We start from the raw sequence: 15,415 nt of genomic DNA, 5'->3' as shown, positions 1-15,415 counted from the left end.
TCCGTCTCGAACGTCGCAGGGCGTTGCCGCGGACTAGAGCGGGATGGCGCCTGAATGCGAGCAAGCCATCGATCTAATGTTGGGCGGGCAAAAGAGGGCTCAACCGCGCCTTACGAAAAGGCCTGCGCCAGTCAGCGTCTGAAGGGCGAGGGCAGGGGTCGTCATGATGCAGACGGCGAAGCCCGGCGCCGCGTGTGCCTGGCATCAAGAGCAAAGCGGCACGGCGCAAGCGCACCCGCTCCGCTCATTGCCCTCAGCCGGCCAGCCCGGAGTGACGCTTCACAAAAGCATAGGCGCTGGCCCAGGCACCTGCGTTGGCCTCTGCATTCGCGGCGGGCGTTCCGCCCATGGTCGAAGAGGTCCCGTTCATCGGGTGGCGATGGGAGATGCGCGTGGCCGGGGTGTAGGGGAACAGGATGGAATGCCCCGCTTCGGACCAATTCTCCCAGACGACCTCATGCTGATGGCCAGCAGCCATCAGGCTCGACTGCACGATGAGGGAATAGAGGTCCGAGGGCCAGGCACCATCATCCCCGCCTGAGAGCAACAGCACCGGGCCGGCAATCCGCTCGGCCGGAATCCGTGCGCGCGCCATTGCGCGGGGATCACCGAGCGCCGTGCGCATCGCATCGGCATTGCGGCGCACACCCGCGGCTTCGTCATAGGGCTTCCAGCTCGCCGTGGCGTTGTCCTGCCATTGATGGACGAGCGGCTTGCCATCCAGCGTCCAGCAGGGGCCGTCGCGGCCGAGTCCCGGTGCAGGATCGGCGGCGGCCTGCCCGCCATGGACGAAGGCGCTCGGCACATAGCCCAGCACCGCCGATACCTTTTCGGGAAAGCTCGCACCGAGCAGCAGCGCGAGCTCGCCGCCGCGTGATTGCCCGGCGACCGCGACGAAATCGTTCTTCGGGCGCACCGCGGCGCGCAGCCAGTCGAGTCCTCCAGCGAAATATTCAAGCGGCGTGTTCGAGATGTATTTCGGCAGGCCGGGCGCGCCGAAATAGCCGAGCGCCAGTGCCGCGACGCCACGCGAGGCCCAGAGCGCCGCGCGCGGTTCGTTGATGCCGCCGCCGGAGCCGTTGAGGATCATGATCGCCGGGTGCGGCCCATCCCCCGCCGGCAGGAAGAGCGTGCCGACGAGCCCATCCTCTGACACGGGGCGGCGCACGACCCCCTCGGCCATCAGAACCTGAGTGAAGCCAGCCGAGGCAACGGGCTGGTCGCCGAGGCGGGCGGAGAGCGTCGTCTCCAGCGGACGGGCCATGTCGGGATCGAACAGGTCGCCGGTCCCGGTCTGGGCCCAGATCAGCCCCATTGGCTCGACGCCGGCATAGTCGCCGCGCAACGGCGCATCCCGCATCAGGTCGACGGTCCCATCGGCCGCGGCGATGAAGACCGCGTCTGCCCGCCAGAGCTGGTCTCCCCGCAGCGTTTCCGCTGCGAGGGTCACCTCGGCGCCCGCCGGCAACCCGGAGAGGGCAATCCGGCGGGGCACGTCGATCAGTTCGACGGCGGGTTCGACGATCAGCGCGACGGCCATAGCTGCGACCGTCACTTCGCCTTGCTGACCTGCATGGCGACGGTACGGTCGCTGTTCCAGGGCACGACCTTGAGGTCCGGCCGGCTCGCCCAGATGTTCTTGTAATGGTAGAGCGGGATGATCCCGGCATCGTCCATCACTACCTTGACGGCGTCCTTGATGATCGCTTCGCGCTTGGCATCGTCGAATTCGGCGCCGGCCTTGGCGAGCGCCTCGTCCAGCCTGGGATTGCTGTAGCGGCCCCAGTTCGAGGCGCCGAGCCCCTTCGCCGGATCGACGGTCGCCAGGATCGAGGTCATGGCATAGGTGCCCTCGCCGGTGCCGTTGCCCCAGCCGATGATGCTCATCGCGTATTCGTTCTTGTTGGCGCCGCCGACATAGACCGAGAAGGGCACGACCTCGACCTGGGTCTCGACGCCGATGCGGGTCCAGAACTGGGCGACGGCCTGCGCGGTCTCGGGCGCCAGCGGATAGCGCTCGCCCGGCACATGCATGGTCAGTTTGAAGCCGTTGGGATAGCCGGCCTCGGCCAGGAGAGCCTTCGCCTTGTTCGGATCGACCGCGATCTTGGCGTAGTCGGGATTGTAGCCGAAGGTGCCTTCCGGCATCCACTGCGTCGCGACCGTCACGCCGCCTCGCGCGACGCGGTCGGCGATCGCCTCGCGGTTGATCGCCATGTTGAGCGCCTGGCGGACACGCGCGTCGAGCAGCGGGTTCTTGTCGAGCGGCTTGCCGGCCTTGTCCGTGAGGAATTTCGACGGTGCGGGATTGAAGCTCGGCTGCAGGATCAGCGCGCGCAGACCGGGATAGGACCAGACCTTGACCTTGGGGTTTTTCTCCAACTTCTCGATGTCGGAGAACGAGACCTTGTCGATCACGTCGACATCGCCCGACAGCAGCGCCGCGGTGCGCGCCGCCGGATTGGCGATATAGCGGTAGCTGACCTTGTCCCACTCGGCCTTCTCGCCCCAGTAGGTGTCGTTGCGCTTCATCTCGACGCGGTCGCCGGGCGTGTAGCTGACGAAGGCATAGGGGCCGTCGACCACCATCGCCTTGCCGCTGTTGTAGTCGTCGGTCGTCGCCTTCTGGCCGATATGCTTGCTGACGATGTAGATGCTGGAGATGTTGATCGGCAGCAGCGGGTCCGGCTCCTTGGTGGTGATCACCAGCGTATGCGGGTCCTTGACCTCGACCTTGGCGACACTGCGCAGGAAGCTCTTGAAGCTCGCTGCAGAGCCCGGCACGTTCTGGGCGCGCTCGTAGGAAAAGGCGATGTCCTCGGCTGTCACCGGCTGGCCGTCGGTCCAGACCGCCTTGTCGCGGATCTTGAATTCCCAGGTGGTGGGCGAGGTGTTCTTCCAGGCCGAGGCGAGGCCGGGGGCCAGGCCGCCGATCGTCTTCTGCGCGACGATGGCGGGCCAGAAATGCTGCGCCACCGAATGGTCGCCGGCATAGTTGTTGAGCTGGGGATCGATGGCCGAGACCGGATCGGCGAAGCCGATGCGCAGATCGTCCGCCCGGGCGGTCCCCGCGGCGACGATCAGTGCCGCGGACAGGGCAAGCCTACTCAGTTTGGTCATGCGATCTCTCCTGTTTGCGCGCGGGCTGGAACCGCGGAAGCGTCGTTGAGGTGGCAGGCGGAACGGTGGCTCGGCGCGATCGCGCGCAGGACGGGCTTTTCGACACGGCAGCGCGCGAAGGCGGCCGGGCAGCGCGGGTGGAAATGGCAGCCGGGCGGCGGCGCGGCGGGGCTCGGAATCTCGCCCTTGACCGGAGCATAGACCCGCCGGCGCTGCTTCAGGTCGGGGATCTCCGCCAGCAGTCCGCGCGTATAGGGGTGGTTGGGACTGCCGAAGAACCGAGCGGCGGGCGCGTCCTCGACGATGCGACCGAGATACATGATGACGACGCGGTCGGCGATGTGCTGGACGACGCGCAGATCGTGGCTGATGAAGAGATAGGTCAGGTCGAGATCGCGTCGCAGCTCCATGAACAGGTTCAGGATCTGAGCCTGGATCGAGACGTCGAGCGAGGCAACCGACTCGTCGCAGACCAGGAAGCGCGGCTGCATGGCGAGCGCACGGGCGATCGAGATGCGCTGGCGCTGCCCACCGGAGAACTGGTGCGGAAAGCGCTGGCGATAGGCGGGATCGAGCCCGGCCCGGCGCATCTGCGCGCAGACATAGTCGTCGAGTTCGGAGCGACCGACCATGCCGTGGACGAGCGGCGCCTCGCCGATCGCCGCGGCGACGCGCATGCGCGGGTTCAAGCTCGCCTGCGGGTCCTGGAAGATGAGCTGCACGTCGCGATGAACCGAGCGGTCACCCTGCGGATCGCGCCCGAAGACGCGAACATCGCCGCCGCTCGGCGGCAGCAGTCCGGCAGCGATGCGCCCCAGGGTCGACTTGCCGCTGCCGGATTCGCCGACGAGGCCGACGAATTCGCCGGTCGGGATGGTGAGGTCGATACCGTCGAGCGCATGGATGACAGGCTGACGCTTGGCGAGACGCAGCTTGACCGCAAGCCCGTCCGCACGGCCGAAACGGCGGCTCAGGTCGCGCGTCTCAAGCGCGGGAGCGGAAGAGGAAGCGATCGTCGTCATGCCGCCACCTCGGCGAGCGAAGCCGGGCCGGAGAGAGGGTGGAAGCAGCGCAGCTTGTGTTCGCCTTGCGTGAAGGCGGGCTGGCGGGCGCAATCATCGGCACGGCGCGCGCAGCGCGGCCCGAAGGCGCAGCCATCAGGCGGGTCGACCATGTCCGGCGTGGTGCCGGGAATCTGGACCAGCATCGAGCCCGGCGCACTCGCGCCCGGCAGACTGCCGATCAGCCCGGCCGTGTAGGGGTGGCTCGGCCGGTCGAGAACCGCATCGGCGCCACCCTGCTCGACGATGCGGCCGGCATACATCACGGCGATCTCGTCGGCGATGCCGGCGATGACCGAGAGGTCGTGGGTGATCCAGAGCAGCGCAGTGCCGCTCTCGCGGGTCAGTTGCTGCACCTCGGCCAGGATCTGCGCCTGGATCGAGACATCGAGCGCGGTCGTCGGCTCGTCGGCGATGATCAGGTCGGGCCGGTTGATCAGTGCGATGGCGATGGCGACGCGCTGGCGCATGCCGCCCGAGAGCTGATGCGGATAGGCGTCGAGCCGCGCCTCCGGGCTCGGGATGCCCATAGCGCCCAGCAGATCCCGCGCGCGGATGCGGGCCGAGGCCTCGTCGATCGTTTCGTGGGCGCGGATCGTCTCGATCATCTGCGTGCTGATCCGGAGCACCGGGTTCAGCGTCATCATCGGGTCCTGAAAGACCATGGCGATGCGGTTGCCGCGCAGGCGGCGCAGGCTCTCCTCGTCGAGCTTTGTCAGGTCCTGCCCGCGGAACAGGATCTCGCCGCCGACGATCCGGCCGGGCGGATCGATCAGCCCCATGATCGAGAAGCCGGTCACGGACTTGCCCGAGCCGCTCTCGCCGACGAGGCCGAGCGTCTCTCCGGCACGCAGCGTGAAGGAGACGTCGCGCACGGCGTCGAGATCGCCGCGATCCGTGCGGAAGCGGGTGCGCAGATTAAGGACTTCGAGCAGCGGCGCGGTCATTTCAGCGCCCTCGGATCGAGCACCTCGCGCAGGCGGTCGCCGACCAGATTGATCGCGACGATGGCGGTAAGCAGCGTCAGGCCCGGAAAGAAGCTGATCCAGTATTCGCCCGAGAGCATGAACTGGAAGCCGTTGGCGATCAGCAGGCCCAGCGAGGGCTGCGTCACCGGGGCGCCCAGGCCGAGGAAGGAGAGCGTCGCCTCCAGCGTGATCGCGCGCGCGACCTGCAAGGCGGCGATGACGAGCAGCGGCGGCAGGCAGTTGGGCAGGACATGGCGCAGCAGGATGCGCGAGGTCGGAAGCCCCAGCCCCCGCGCCGCCTCGAAATAGTCGCGCTTGCGCTCGACCAGCGCCTGGGCGCGCGCCGTGCGGGCGTAATAGGCCCATTCCAGCAGCACCAGCGTCAGCACGACATTGCCGATGCCCCGGCCCAGCAGCGCGAGCATCAGCAACGCAACGAGGATCGAGGGCAGTGACATCAGCAGGTCGACGAGCCGCATGATCAGCGCATCGACGAACCCGCCGCTCCAGGCCGCGATCAGGCCGAGCAGGATGCCGAGAATGCCAGCCAGCACCGCCGAGCCGACGCCGACCGTGAGGCTGGTGCGCAGTCCGTAGAGGATGGCGGAGAAGAGATCGCGGCCCTGGCCGTCGGTGCCGAGCCAATAGGTGAGATCGCCGCCCGAGGAGGCCGAGCCGGGTGGAAGCCTTGCGTCGAGCACGTCGATGGCCGCGAGGTCGAAGGGGTTCTGCGGCGCGATCTGTGCGGCGAAGACGGCGCCAAGGATCAGCAGCGTCAGCAGGCCAAGCCCGATCACGGCCGCAGGCGCCCGCAGGAAGCGGATGAGCGCGCTGATCGCGGGGCGGCGGCCGGTGACGACGGGAACGCTCGTCATGCCGAGGCCTCCTCGCGGACGCGCGGATCGAGGATGCGGTAGAGAATGTCGACGACGAGATTGATGACGACAAAGAGCGTCACGACCACGAGCAGGTAGGCCATGACCACCGGCCGGTCGAGCGCGTTGATGCTGTCGAGGATGAGCTTGCCGGAGCCCGGCCAGGCGAAGATGCTCTCGGTCACAACCGCGAAGGCGATGGTCGAGCCGAGCTCGAGCCCGAGCACCGTCACCAGCGGGATCATGATGTTGCGCAGGATGTGCATCATGACGATCCGGCCGCGGCGCAGCCCCTTCGCCCGCGCAAAGCGGACGTAATCGAGCGGCAGCACCTCGCGCACGCCGGCCCGCGTCAGCCGGATCACCAGCGAGACCTTGAACAGCGACAGGTTGATCGCCGGCAGCAGCAGGTGGCGCCAGCCATTCAGTGTCAGGAAGGACCATTCGACGCCGAAGACACGCACCGTTTGGCCGCGCCCGCTTGCCGGAAGCCAGCCGAGCGACACGCTGAAGGTCATGATCAGCAGGAGCCCGACCCAGAAGGTCGGCAGTGAGAAGCCGAGGATGCTGCCGGTCTGGATCAGCTTCGAAAATGGGCGCTCGGGATAGAGCCCGGCATAGAGCCCGAGCGGCACGCCGAGGGTGATCGCGAAGATCGTCGCGGCGAAGGCAAGTTCGAGCGTTGCCGGCAGGCGCTGCAGGATCAGCGTCACAGCTGGGACGTTGTAGACGAAGCTGCGGCCGAGATCGCCCCGCAGCGCACTCGCTGCAAAGCTGAGATATTGCTGCCAGAGCGGGCGATCGAGGCCGAGCTGCGCGATGAGCTCGGCACGGTCGGCCTGCGTCGCGTCAGGCGCAAGCAGAATGTCGGCGGGATTGCCAATGGCGTGCATGCCCAGGAACACGACGAGCGACATCGCCACGATGACGAGGAGCGCTTGCGCGATACGTTGGAGCAGCCAGCCAAGCATCAGACCGGAACCGCCGTCTCTTCAGGCAGGATCGGCACCCACTCGTCGCCGAAGATCTCGGGCTCAGCGTAGTCCTGCCCGCGCTGGAAATGGCTCTCCACATCCTCGACATAGAGTCGCCCGGCGATGGCCTGCGAAAGCCGCAGGGCTCCGTCGCTGATCGCCGGAATGTCGCCGGACACGGTGCCGTGGGACATCATCGCCGGATAGCAGAAGCAGTGCACACGGGCGAGGCCGGGGCAGGTGCCGGGAATCTTGGGCAGGAACTCGAAGGCCGGGCCGAGATCGGGCATGGCGCCGAGGCTCTCCTCCGCATCGGGCGGAACGCCGCGATCGACCCAGTTGCGGGCGCATGCGGCGATTTCCGAGAGGAAGGGACGATTGCCCCAATCGACCTTGAAGCCGGTCGAGAAGATGACGAAGTCGTACCGCATCGGGCCGATGCTGGTCTCAAGGACGACCTCATGGCCTTCCATCCGGGCCGAGACCAGCGAGGTGCCGAGCCGGAAGAAGGCGTTGGGATGGCCGGAGACGCGCAGGACGCTGGCGCGCGGGGGAGGCACCTGCTCGCGAGCGACATAGCTGTTGATCCGCCACTTCCAGTCATCGGGCAGATAGCGATACCCGGCAACGGCGCCGGCATGGCCCATGCCCTTGCCGCGATTGATGCGCGGCAGGTCCCGACGCCGGATCAGCAGGTCGACTTGCGCCGCGCCGGCTTCGAGCGCCGTGCCGGCGCTGTCCATCGCCGAGGCGCCAGCGCCGATGACGGCGACGCGCTTGCCGCGCAGCTCGGCGTAATCATTGGGGTCGGAGGAATGGGCCCAACGCTCGCGCGGCAGATCGCGGGCGAGCTCGGGCACGACCGGACCGCCGAGCCCGTCACGGCCGGTCGCCAGCACGACATGGCGGGCGCGCACATGGCGAGGCCCCTTCTCCGTCGCCATCTCGACCGCGATATGGTCCGGATGCAGGCGGATCGCGGTGACGTCATGGCCGTTGCGGACATCGAGGCGCAGCACGTCGCGGAACCAGCGCAGATAATCCATCCACATCAGGCGCGGGATCTTGTCGAGCTGCTCCCAATCCTCGGCGCCGAACTGCGCCTCGAACCAGGCCCGGAAGGTCAGCGATGGAATGCCGAGCGCCGGCCCCGTCAGGGTCTTGGGCGAACGCAGCGTCTCCATGCGCGCGGTCGTTGCCCAGGGGCCTTCGAAGCCCTTCGGGCGGCGATCGTAATTGACGGCGCGCACGCCGATGTTGCGCAGCGCGCCTGCCGCTGCCAGCCCGGCCATGCCGGCGCCGATGACCGCGACGTCGAGCAGCGGCTCGCCCTCGGCGCTGCGCGCGGGCACCCACTGGGCGGCCGGGAGAGTCAGCAGTTCGAGTTCGCGGGCGACGCGGCGGTTCAGCGCTGCCAGCCCCTCGGGAAAATTGTCTTGATCGGCTGTCACAGCCGCATCTCCTGTTTGGTCAGCGAGGCGAGGAGGGCGTGGTGCTCCTCGGGCGGGATCAGGGTGAAATCGTCCAGCCGCTCCTGCGCCGCAATCTGCAGCGCCGCGATCAGCTCGCGGGCCTTGTCGGGGACGGCGACGCCGCGTGCCGTCACCACCCCGAAGCAATAGGGGATCGGCGTCGCCAGCGGCAGGATGCGGACGCCCGGCGTCGGGCGGCCGGTCAATGTCAGCGGCTCGACGATCGCCACACCTGCTCCGGCCTCGATGAAGGAGAGCGCATTGATCGTCGAGGTGGTGCGGACCCGGACGCGAACATCGACGCCGGCTGCGTTGAGGGCTGCGCGAATGCGCGCGGGCACTCCGCGGCGCATCGACATGCCGACGAGACTGCGCCCGGCGAGCGCTTGCAGCTCGACGGGCCCTTCGCGACGCGCCAGCGGGTCGCCTTCGGGCACGGCCAGGACGCAAGGCGCGGTGCCCAGCCACTCGACGGTGAGATCGCGATGCAGCAAGGGCGCGCTGGTCGCGCCGATCTGGGCAGTGCCAGACATCACGGAGTTCTGGACGCGGTCGGGATTCTCGACCTCGATTGCGAGCCGCGGCGGCTCGTCGAGGCATCCGATCGCCTTCCAGGCATCGGTCAGCAGCCCGAAGGCAAGGGCGGAGACTGCGGAAACCCGGATAGGCGGCTCGGCCTCGCCGACGACTTCGCGGGCACGCTCCCACAGATTGACGAAACCGGCCAGCGCCCGCTCGACATCGTCGCGCAGCACCATGCCCTTCGGCGTCAGGACCAGCCGCTGGCCGGCGCGCTCGAAGAGCGGCTGGCCGAGGTCGCGCTCCAGCTCCTGGATCATCCGGCTCACCGAAGGTTGCGACACGCCGAGATGGCGCGCCGCCGCGGTGACGCTGCCCAGTGAGGCAACCTGCAGATACGCCTCGAGGGTCTTGAGGCGGCTCATTGCGTCAGTCGTTACGGACGGGATCGCCGAGCACGTGCATCAGGCGGTTGGCCCAGCCGAACAGCGCCGTGGAGAGGATGAGGTCGACCGCCTCGGCCTCACTGATGCCGGCCTCGCGCAGCTTGGCGGCATCAGCCTCGGTGACCGCCGGGGGCGATTGCGAGAGCTTGACCGAGAAGTCGAAGATCGCCTGGTCGCGCGGCGAAAGCTTTGCCTGTTCGCCACGCGCGAAGAGCTCGTCGGTGACGGCCGTGTCCTTGCTGAGCTGTGCATGGCGGGAAGCATGCACGGCGGCACAATAGATGCAGCGATTGACGATCGAGGCGCCGATGGCGCCGAGCTCGCGCTCGGCCCGGCTCATGCCGCCGGGATCGTACATGATCGCGTTGAACAGCGGAGAGCGCACCGCCAGCGTCTCCGGATCATGCGCCAAGACTAGCACATAGTCCGAGACCTTGGTGTTCGACGGCGTGATCTTCAGCGCGTCGCGCTGCTCGGGGGTGGCGCTGGCCAGATCGACCGGGGTGACCCGAGGCTGCCATTCCGGGACGGTGCGGGTGAAGCGATGGACGACCCGGCTCATGCCGCAGCTCCCTTGAGTACAGCGAGCCCGGCGAAGACGCGGCACTGGTAGCTCATGAAGGCATTGAGTTCGCAAAGGCGCACGATGTCGGCCTCGGCGACGCCAGCCGACTTCAGCCCGCCGATATCCCCGGTGACGACCGCACGCGGCTCGGCGGCGACCTTGTCCATGAAGGCAACGACGGCCCGTTCCCGCGCATCGCTGCCGGTTTGGGCAGGATCGGCAAGGTCATGAAAAGCCGGCTCAGCAATCAATGCGAGATAGTGCTTGGCCAGATCCGTCAGGCCGTTCAGGGCCGCGATGCGCGCTGCCATCGCGATGCGCCACTGTGCGGGAAATCCACCGGGATCGCGGGGTTGGATTACGGCGGCCTCGGCTTGGCGGCTCATTTCGATGATGTTGGCGCGCGCTTGCGCCGCGATCAGGGCTTTCGCATCGAGCCAGGGAGACGCCTCTGGACCTGTGGTCTGGGTCATAGCAATTCTCTCTATGCATCAACTTATCGAGTTGATGCTTGTAGCGAATGAAGCGCGCTGTTTGCGCCAAGTCAAGGATCGATCGTGGCCCGCGTGATAGCCGGCCCGGTTCTCCGGTCGCTTTCGGGCGGGCCGACGCTGCGCGACGTTTGGCGCGGCTCGCCTGGCGCCCTTGTCAACGGACGATGAGGCTGCTTCCTTAACCTGCTGCCGCCAGGGCCGGCGGCCCCGGCGGCTGGCACCCAAAGGAGGATCGCTCTCATGACGAAGGTTCTGGTTCTCTACTATTCCAGCTACGGACATATCGAGGCGATGGCGCAGGCGGTCGCCGAAGGCGTACGCGAGGCCGGCGCGGAAGCGGTGGTCAAGCGCGTGCCGGAACTCGTGCCGGAGGAAATCGCCCGCAAATCGGGGTTCAAGCTCGATCAGGCCGCCCCGATCGCAACGATCGACGAACTCCCCGGCTACGACGCGATCATCCTCGGCGTGCCCACCCGCTTCGGCAACATGCCGGCGCAAATGAAGAACTTCCTCGACCAGACCGGCGGCCTCTGGCTCCAGGGCAAGCTTGTCGGCAAGGTCGGCAGCGTCTTCTCCTCGAGCGCCACGCAGCATGGCGGGCAGGAAAGCACGATCCTCTCGACCCAGATCGTGCTGCTGCATCAGGGCATGGTCATCGTCGGCCTGCCCTACGCTTTCCAGGGTCAGATGACGATGGCCGAGATCAGCGGCGGTTCTCCTTACGGCGCCAGCACCATCGCCGGCGGCGACGGCTCGCGCCAGCCGTCCGAGAACGAGCTTGCCGGCGCCCGCTATCAGGGTCGCCACGTCGCGCAGATCGCGGCGAAGCTTGCGACGGGCTGACGACCTGAAGACGGGCTTAGGAGCCCGTCTCCTTTTGATTTGAATACTCTATAGATGCTCCGCCTGGATCGTATCGCTTCGCCCTCGTATTCATAGAAGTGCGTTTTATTCCACGGCTTGAGGCGCCTAAGACTCGTGTGCGTTTCGAAGCGGGAAAAATAATGCCCCATGTGAACCAGCTTTTTTCCTATATATGGAAGAATAGCTACCGTGATCAGGTCGGAATTATCTCGATTGTTGTTTTATCTCTGCCATTTTATTATCTTTCTCTTGAACTGCCGAAATATATCATATCTGGTGCATTGCAGGGAAAAGCTTTCGATGATGGAAAAGAATATGCGATATTTATGCCGTTCGATACGGGTATAAGTCTGTTCGGATTGGAAATAAAATCCGGAGGAATTAGAGTCGATCGTATTTCGTATCTTTTCATTCTGTCTTTTTTATTTCTTATATTGATCGTTATCAATGGGTATTTCAAGTATATCATCAACATGAAAAAGGGGGCTCTCGGTGAGAGATTACTGCAGCGGCTCCGCTTCGATCTGTTTTCGTCCTTGCTTTTGTCGACGCCCGAGCAGCGTCAGCGTTTGAAGCCTTCGGAAGCCGCCTCGATCATCAAGGATGAGGTCGAGCCCGTCGGTGGCTTCGTCGGAGATGCGTTCGTTCAGCCGGTCTTCCTGGGCGGGCAGGCCCTGACTGCACTCATCTTCATCCTGATGCAGAATGCTCTGCTCGGCCTTGTCGCCGTCGCGATGATCTCCTCGCAGGTTCTGGTCATTCCGCGGCTGCGGCGAGAGCAGATCCGGCTTGGCAAGCAGCGCCAAATCGCTTCCCGCGCCTTGGCTGGCAAGATCGGGGAGGTGGTCGAGACGCTGGACGAGGTTTCCAATCATGGGACCGCCGCGCTTGAACGCGGACAGGTCGCACAACGGCTCGAAACTCTGTTCGGCATTCGCTACCGGCTGTACGGGCGGAAATTCGCCGTCAAAGCCCTCAACAATCTGATGGCGCAGATCACCCCGTTCCTGTTCTACACGATCGGCGGCTACGCCACCCTGACCGGGAATCTCGGGATCGGCCAGCTTGTGGCGGTGATCGCGGCCTATCGCGACCTGCCGCCGCCCGTGAAGGACCTCATCGACTGGGATCAGCAGCGTCTCGATGTCGAAGCCAAGTTTCAGCAGGTTACGGAGCAGTTCGCACTCTCCGCTCCGTCAACTCAAAGGGAGCCGGTCAGCCACCAATTCCCCGAGACCGGCGTGATCGCCTTGCAGGGGCTCAGCGCGGTCAGCGCCACGGGCGACCGAATGCTCGACCGGGTTTCCCTGACACTGCCGCTGAAGCAGCATGTCCTGCTGTCGGGAATGGGAGAGGGCGCGGGTTGCGTCGCGCGCATCCTCGGCGGACGGCTGACGCCGAGCGGTGGCGCGCTCAAGATCGGCGATGTCTCGCTCGACAGGATTTCCGAGGCGGCTCGCGGCCGCTGCATCGCTTATGCGGGCAGTGAGCCGGCGATCTTCGATGGAACCCTGCGCGACAACATCGTCTACGGCCTGCGCGGTCACGCCTCGAAGACAGATCGCGATGTGGGTCCGACCAGGGAAGGCGAGACCTTGGGAACGGCCGACGACGAGCTGTCGGCAGCTCAACTGGCTGCAACGCTGCACATCGTCGGTCTTTCCGGCGTCGTGTTCCGCTATGGCCTCGCTAGCAGACCCAACGCGGACGAAGTCCCCGTTCTGGTCGGCCGGCTGGGGGAAATCCGGGCGCATATCCGCAAGGTACTGGCTGCACGAGGAGCGCAGGATGCCGTCGAGCCCTACGATGCGACGCACTACATCCACACCGCCACGATCGGCGAAAACATCCTCTTCGGCGTTCCGAACGATGCCGCGATCAGCGGAACCAGGCTGGCCGAGCATGCGCTGACGCAGGACGTTCTCGACTCGCTTGCCCTGAGCGATGATCTGACGACGGTCGGTCTGCGCATCGCCGCGACCATGCTCGAAATCTTCTCGGATCTGACCCCGGACCACCTCCTTCTCGATAGCTTTTCCTTCATCGCCGCAGAGGAGTTTCCCGCCTATCGCGAGCGCCTGGCGCGGGCCGAGGCCGGGCAGATCGACGAGACTGATCGGGCCCGGTTCCTGGGGCTGTCGTTTCTCTACGCCGAGCCGCTGCACCGCCTCGGCCTTCTCGACGAGGGGATGAAAAGGCGCATCCTGCTGGCACGTCACGCCTTTCGCGCACGCATTTCGCAGGACGCCGCAAAGATCATCGATTTCTACGACTCCGGTGAATGGGGAGCCGCATCGGTCCGCGAGAACATCCTGTTCGGGCGGGTGACGCAAGCGAGCGCCGGTGTCCGCGAGCGGGTCGACGAGGCCGTTCGCGATGCCATGACCGAGCTCGGGCTCGATCACGAGATTTTCCGGATCGGCCTTGCGCAGCCGGCCGGCTATGCTGGCCGCCTGCTGTTCCCGGCGGTCAAAGCCCAGGTTGCTCTGGCACGCTGCCTGATCAAGCGCCCCGCGCTGCTGATCCTCGACAACGCCTTGAGCAGCTTGAGCCCGACGGAGGGCAAGGCAATCTTGCGGCGCCTTCGCGATGCGATGAAGGGCAGGACCCTGATCGTCGTCGCGCGTGATGACGACGGTGATATTCCCATGGACCTCTCCGTCGTCTTCGACGGCGCCAGGCTGCGCCCGGTTCCCGGCCTGCAACCCGCGGCGGCCGGGGCACCGATCGACGAGGTAGGCAGCGAGCGTGACGATGTCAGAGCGCTAAGAGCCGTGCCGATCTTTGCCAATCTCGATCTTGCGCGCATCAAGCTGCTGGCCTTTACCAGCGAGCGAACCGTTTTCGCCGCCGGCGACCTGCTGTTCGAGCAGGGGGCGGAATCCGATGCGGCCTATGTCGTGATAGCCGGCACCGCGAACGTCCTGATCGGACCTCCGGAGAACGCCGTTTGCGTTTCCCGGATCGAGGCTCCTGCGATCGTCGGCGAGATGGGAGTCGTCACCGGAGAGGTCAGATCGGCGACCATCCGGGCGACCAGCGAATTGACCGCGTTGAAGCTCCGTAAGGAGGTGTTCATCGCCTTGATGGAAGAATTTCCGGACATGACGCTCTCCGTCATGCGGCTGATGGTCAAGCGATTGCAGGACAATGTCGCGATTGTTTCCAAGCGCGAGCTCGAAGGCCCGGCGCGTGACTGAGACGGCGCGGTTGCTCGATTGCAGCTTCGGCATCCGGTTCTGGGGAACGCGTGGATCGATTCCGGTTTCCGGCCGCTCCTGTAATCGTTTCGGCGGGGATACGACGTGCTTCGAGGTCCGGATCGCCGGTCGCCGTGTCATCGTCGATGCAGGATCCGGACTGCGCCGGCTCGGGCAGGCCATGGCAGCTGCCGGGGAGCGTGATGCGACGCTCCTGTTCAGCCATCTCCATCTCGACCATGTCATCGGCCTGACCGCATTCGCGCCGCTCTGGCGCATGCCCGGCGAGATTGCGATGCATGTGCCGGCCTGCACGGCAGCGCGTGCCGAGGCGAATCTGTCGGCTCTGTTCAGTGAACCGTTCTTCCCCGTCAGCTTTGCCCAGGCTCCCAGCCGGGTTCGCTTTTCGAGCTTCACGGCGGGTGGCGATCTCGGTCTTTCGGGCATCGACGTCGCGACGATCGCGCTGCAGCATGATCCGTGCGCGGCCGGTTTTCGGTTCCGCTATGGCGGGCAGACACTTGTGATCCTGACGGATCATGAACATGCCGGCGATGATGCGGACCCGGCGTTCACCGCCTTCTGCCGAGGCGCCGATCTTCTCGTCTACGACGCGATGTGGGACGAAGCGACCGACTACGACCCGCATCGCGGCTGGGGGCACTCGACCTGGCAAGCGGGACTGCGCCTGCTGGAGGCTGCCGGGGCGAAGCGCCTTGCCTGCGTCCACCATTCGCCCGAGCTGTCCGATGCGGCGCTCGAGCTGCGCGAGGCACATCTGAAGCGATGCCATTCGCAGAGTTTTTATGCGCGGCAGGACGACGTCGTCGTCCTGGTGGCCTGACGCATTCTTCAGG

Annotated in this window: 13 protein-coding genes; 3 read left to right on the top strand and 10 right to left on the bottom strand. The window is 66.0% G+C overall.

Annotated elements, in window-relative coordinates; all coding sequences use genetic code 11:
• Window positions 1-253: 253 nt before the first annotated feature.
• From AC1DNE_RS26050 to AC1DNE_RS26005, 10 genes are read right to left on the bottom strand one after another with little or no spacing between them, the layout of a single operon-like run.
• Window positions 254-1,555 (bottom strand): acyl-CoA thioesterase/bile acid-CoA:amino acid N-acyltransferase family protein, encoded by a 1,302-nt coding sequence (locus tag AC1DNE_RS26050; RefSeq protein WP_441469002.1) that lies wholly within the window; start codon window positions 1,553-1,555, stop codon window positions 254-256.
• Window positions 1,552-3,120: an ABC transporter substrate-binding protein gene (locus tag AC1DNE_RS26045; protein ID WP_441469001.1), complete on the bottom strand. Its 1,569-nt coding sequence runs from the start codon at window positions 3,118-3,120 to the stop codon at window positions 1,552-1,554. Before AC1DNE_RS26045 ends, AC1DNE_RS26050 begins: the two co-directional genes overlap by 4 nt.
• The gene (locus tag AC1DNE_RS26040) at window positions 3,117-4,142 is read right to left on the bottom strand and encodes an ABC transporter ATP-binding protein (protein ID WP_441469000.1); all 1,026 of its coding nucleotides are present in this window, start codon (window positions 4,140-4,142) and stop codon (window positions 3,117-3,119) included. The genes AC1DNE_RS26045 and AC1DNE_RS26040 overlap by 4 nt, the downstream gene beginning before the upstream one ends.
• The gene (locus AC1DNE_RS26035) at window positions 4,139-5,128 is read right to left on the bottom strand and encodes an ABC transporter ATP-binding protein (RefSeq protein WP_441468999.1); all 990 of its coding nucleotides are present in this window, start codon (window positions 5,126-5,128) and stop codon (window positions 4,139-4,141) included. Before AC1DNE_RS26035 ends, AC1DNE_RS26040 begins: the two co-directional genes overlap by 4 nt.
• Window positions 5,125-6,024: an ABC transporter permease gene (locus AC1DNE_RS26030; RefSeq protein ID WP_441468998.1), complete on the bottom strand. Its 900-nt coding sequence runs from the start codon at window positions 6,022-6,024 to the stop codon at window positions 5,125-5,127. Before AC1DNE_RS26030 ends, AC1DNE_RS26035 begins: the two co-directional genes overlap by 4 nt.
• Window positions 6,021-6,995, bottom strand: a complete 975-nt coding sequence (locus AC1DNE_RS26025) for an ABC transporter permease (RefSeq protein WP_441468997.1) — start codon at window positions 6,993-6,995, stop codon at window positions 6,021-6,023. Before AC1DNE_RS26025 ends, AC1DNE_RS26030 begins: the two co-directional genes overlap by 4 nt.
• Window positions 6,995-8,449: a SidA/IucD/PvdA family monooxygenase gene (locus tag AC1DNE_RS26020; RefSeq protein ID WP_441468996.1), complete on the bottom strand. Its 1,455-nt coding sequence runs from the start codon at window positions 8,447-8,449 to the stop codon at window positions 6,995-6,997. Before AC1DNE_RS26020 ends, AC1DNE_RS26025 begins: the two co-directional genes overlap by 1 nt.
• Complete coding sequence (locus AC1DNE_RS26015) at window positions 8,446-9,414, bottom strand: LysR family transcriptional regulator (RefSeq protein WP_441468995.1); 969 nt, start codon at window positions 9,412-9,414, stop codon at window positions 8,446-8,448. Before AC1DNE_RS26015 ends, AC1DNE_RS26020 begins: the two co-directional genes overlap by 4 nt.
• 4 nt (window positions 9,415-9,418) lie before the next feature.
• The gene (locus AC1DNE_RS26010) at window positions 9,419-9,997 is read right to left on the bottom strand and encodes a peroxidase-related enzyme (RefSeq protein WP_441468994.1); all 579 of its coding nucleotides are present in this window, start codon (window positions 9,995-9,997) and stop codon (window positions 9,419-9,421) included.
• A complete protein-coding gene (locus AC1DNE_RS26005; RefSeq protein WP_441468993.1) occupies window positions 9,994-10,473 on the bottom strand; it encodes a hypothetical protein in 480 nt (159 codons plus the stop codon). The genes AC1DNE_RS26010 and AC1DNE_RS26005 overlap by 4 nt, the downstream gene beginning before the upstream one ends.
• 261 nt (window positions 10,474-10,734) lie before the next feature.
• On the opposite strand from AC1DNE_RS26005, the gene wrbA reads away from it, so the two are divergent.
• The 3 genes from wrbA (at window position 10,735) to AC1DNE_RS25990 (ending at window position 15,402) form a co-directional block, all read left to right on the top strand.
• Window positions 10,735-11,337, top strand: coding sequence for an NAD(P)H:quinone oxidoreductase (gene wrbA, locus AC1DNE_RS26000; protein WP_441468992.1), 603 nt, complete (start codon window positions 10,735-10,737; stop codon window positions 11,335-11,337).
• A gap of 161 nt (window positions 11,338-11,498) precedes the next feature.
• Complete coding sequence (locus AC1DNE_RS25995) at window positions 11,499-14,558, top strand: cyclic nucleotide-binding domain-containing protein (protein ID WP_476765239.1); 3,060 nt, start codon at window positions 11,499-11,501, stop codon at window positions 14,556-14,558.
• Window positions 14,551-15,402, top strand: a complete 852-nt coding sequence (locus AC1DNE_RS25990; protein ID WP_441468990.1) for an MBL fold metallo-hydrolase — start codon at window positions 14,551-14,553, stop codon at window positions 15,400-15,402. Before AC1DNE_RS25995 ends, AC1DNE_RS25990 begins: the two co-directional genes overlap by 8 nt.
• The last annotated feature ends 13 nt before the right edge of the window (window positions 15,403-15,415 follow it).

It is taken from the genome of Allobosea sp. 05L423 (assembly GCF_056397745.1).
Note: the sequence above shows the minus strand (reverse complement) of the source record. Positions and strands in the feature narration are given on the sequence as shown.

Excerpts from the sequence above, each read along its gene's own strand:
- AC1DNE_RS25995 (WP_476765239.1), top strand. The coding sequence starts at position 11,499 with ATGCCCCATGTGAACCAGCTTTTTTCCTATATATGGAAGAATAGCTAC.
- wrbA (WP_441468992.1), top strand. The coding sequence starts at position 10,735 with ATGACGAAGGTTCTGGTTCTCTACTATTCCAGCTACGGACATATCGAG.
- AC1DNE_RS26015 (WP_441468995.1), bottom strand. The coding sequence starts at position 9,414 with ATGAGCCGCCTCAAGACCCTCGAGGCGTATCTGCAGGTTGCCTCACTG.
- AC1DNE_RS26045 (WP_441469001.1), bottom strand. The coding sequence starts at position 3,120 with ATGACCAAACTGAGTAGGCTTGCCCTGTCCGCGGCACTGATCGTCGCC.
- AC1DNE_RS26035 (WP_441468999.1), bottom strand. The coding sequence starts at position 5,128 with ATGACCGCGCCGCTGCTCGAAGTCCTTAATCTGCGCACCCGCTTCCGC.
- AC1DNE_RS26030 (WP_441468998.1), bottom strand. The coding sequence starts at position 6,024 with ATGACGAGCGTTCCCGTCGTCACCGGCCGCCGCCCCGCGATCAGCGCG.
- AC1DNE_RS26040 (WP_441469000.1), bottom strand. The coding sequence starts at position 4,142 with ATGACGACGATCGCTTCCTCTTCCGCTCCCGCGCTTGAGACGCGCGAC.
- AC1DNE_RS26025 (WP_441468997.1), bottom strand. The coding sequence starts at position 6,995 with ATGCTTGGCTGGCTGCTCCAACGTATCGCGCAAGCGCTCCTCGTCATC.
- AC1DNE_RS26010 (WP_441468994.1), bottom strand. The coding sequence starts at position 9,997 with ATGAGCCGGGTCGTCCATCGCTTCACCCGCACCGTCCCGGAATGGCAG.
- AC1DNE_RS26005 (WP_441468993.1), bottom strand. The coding sequence starts at position 10,473 with ATGACCCAGACCACAGGTCCAGAGGCGTCTCCCTGGCTCGATGCGAAA.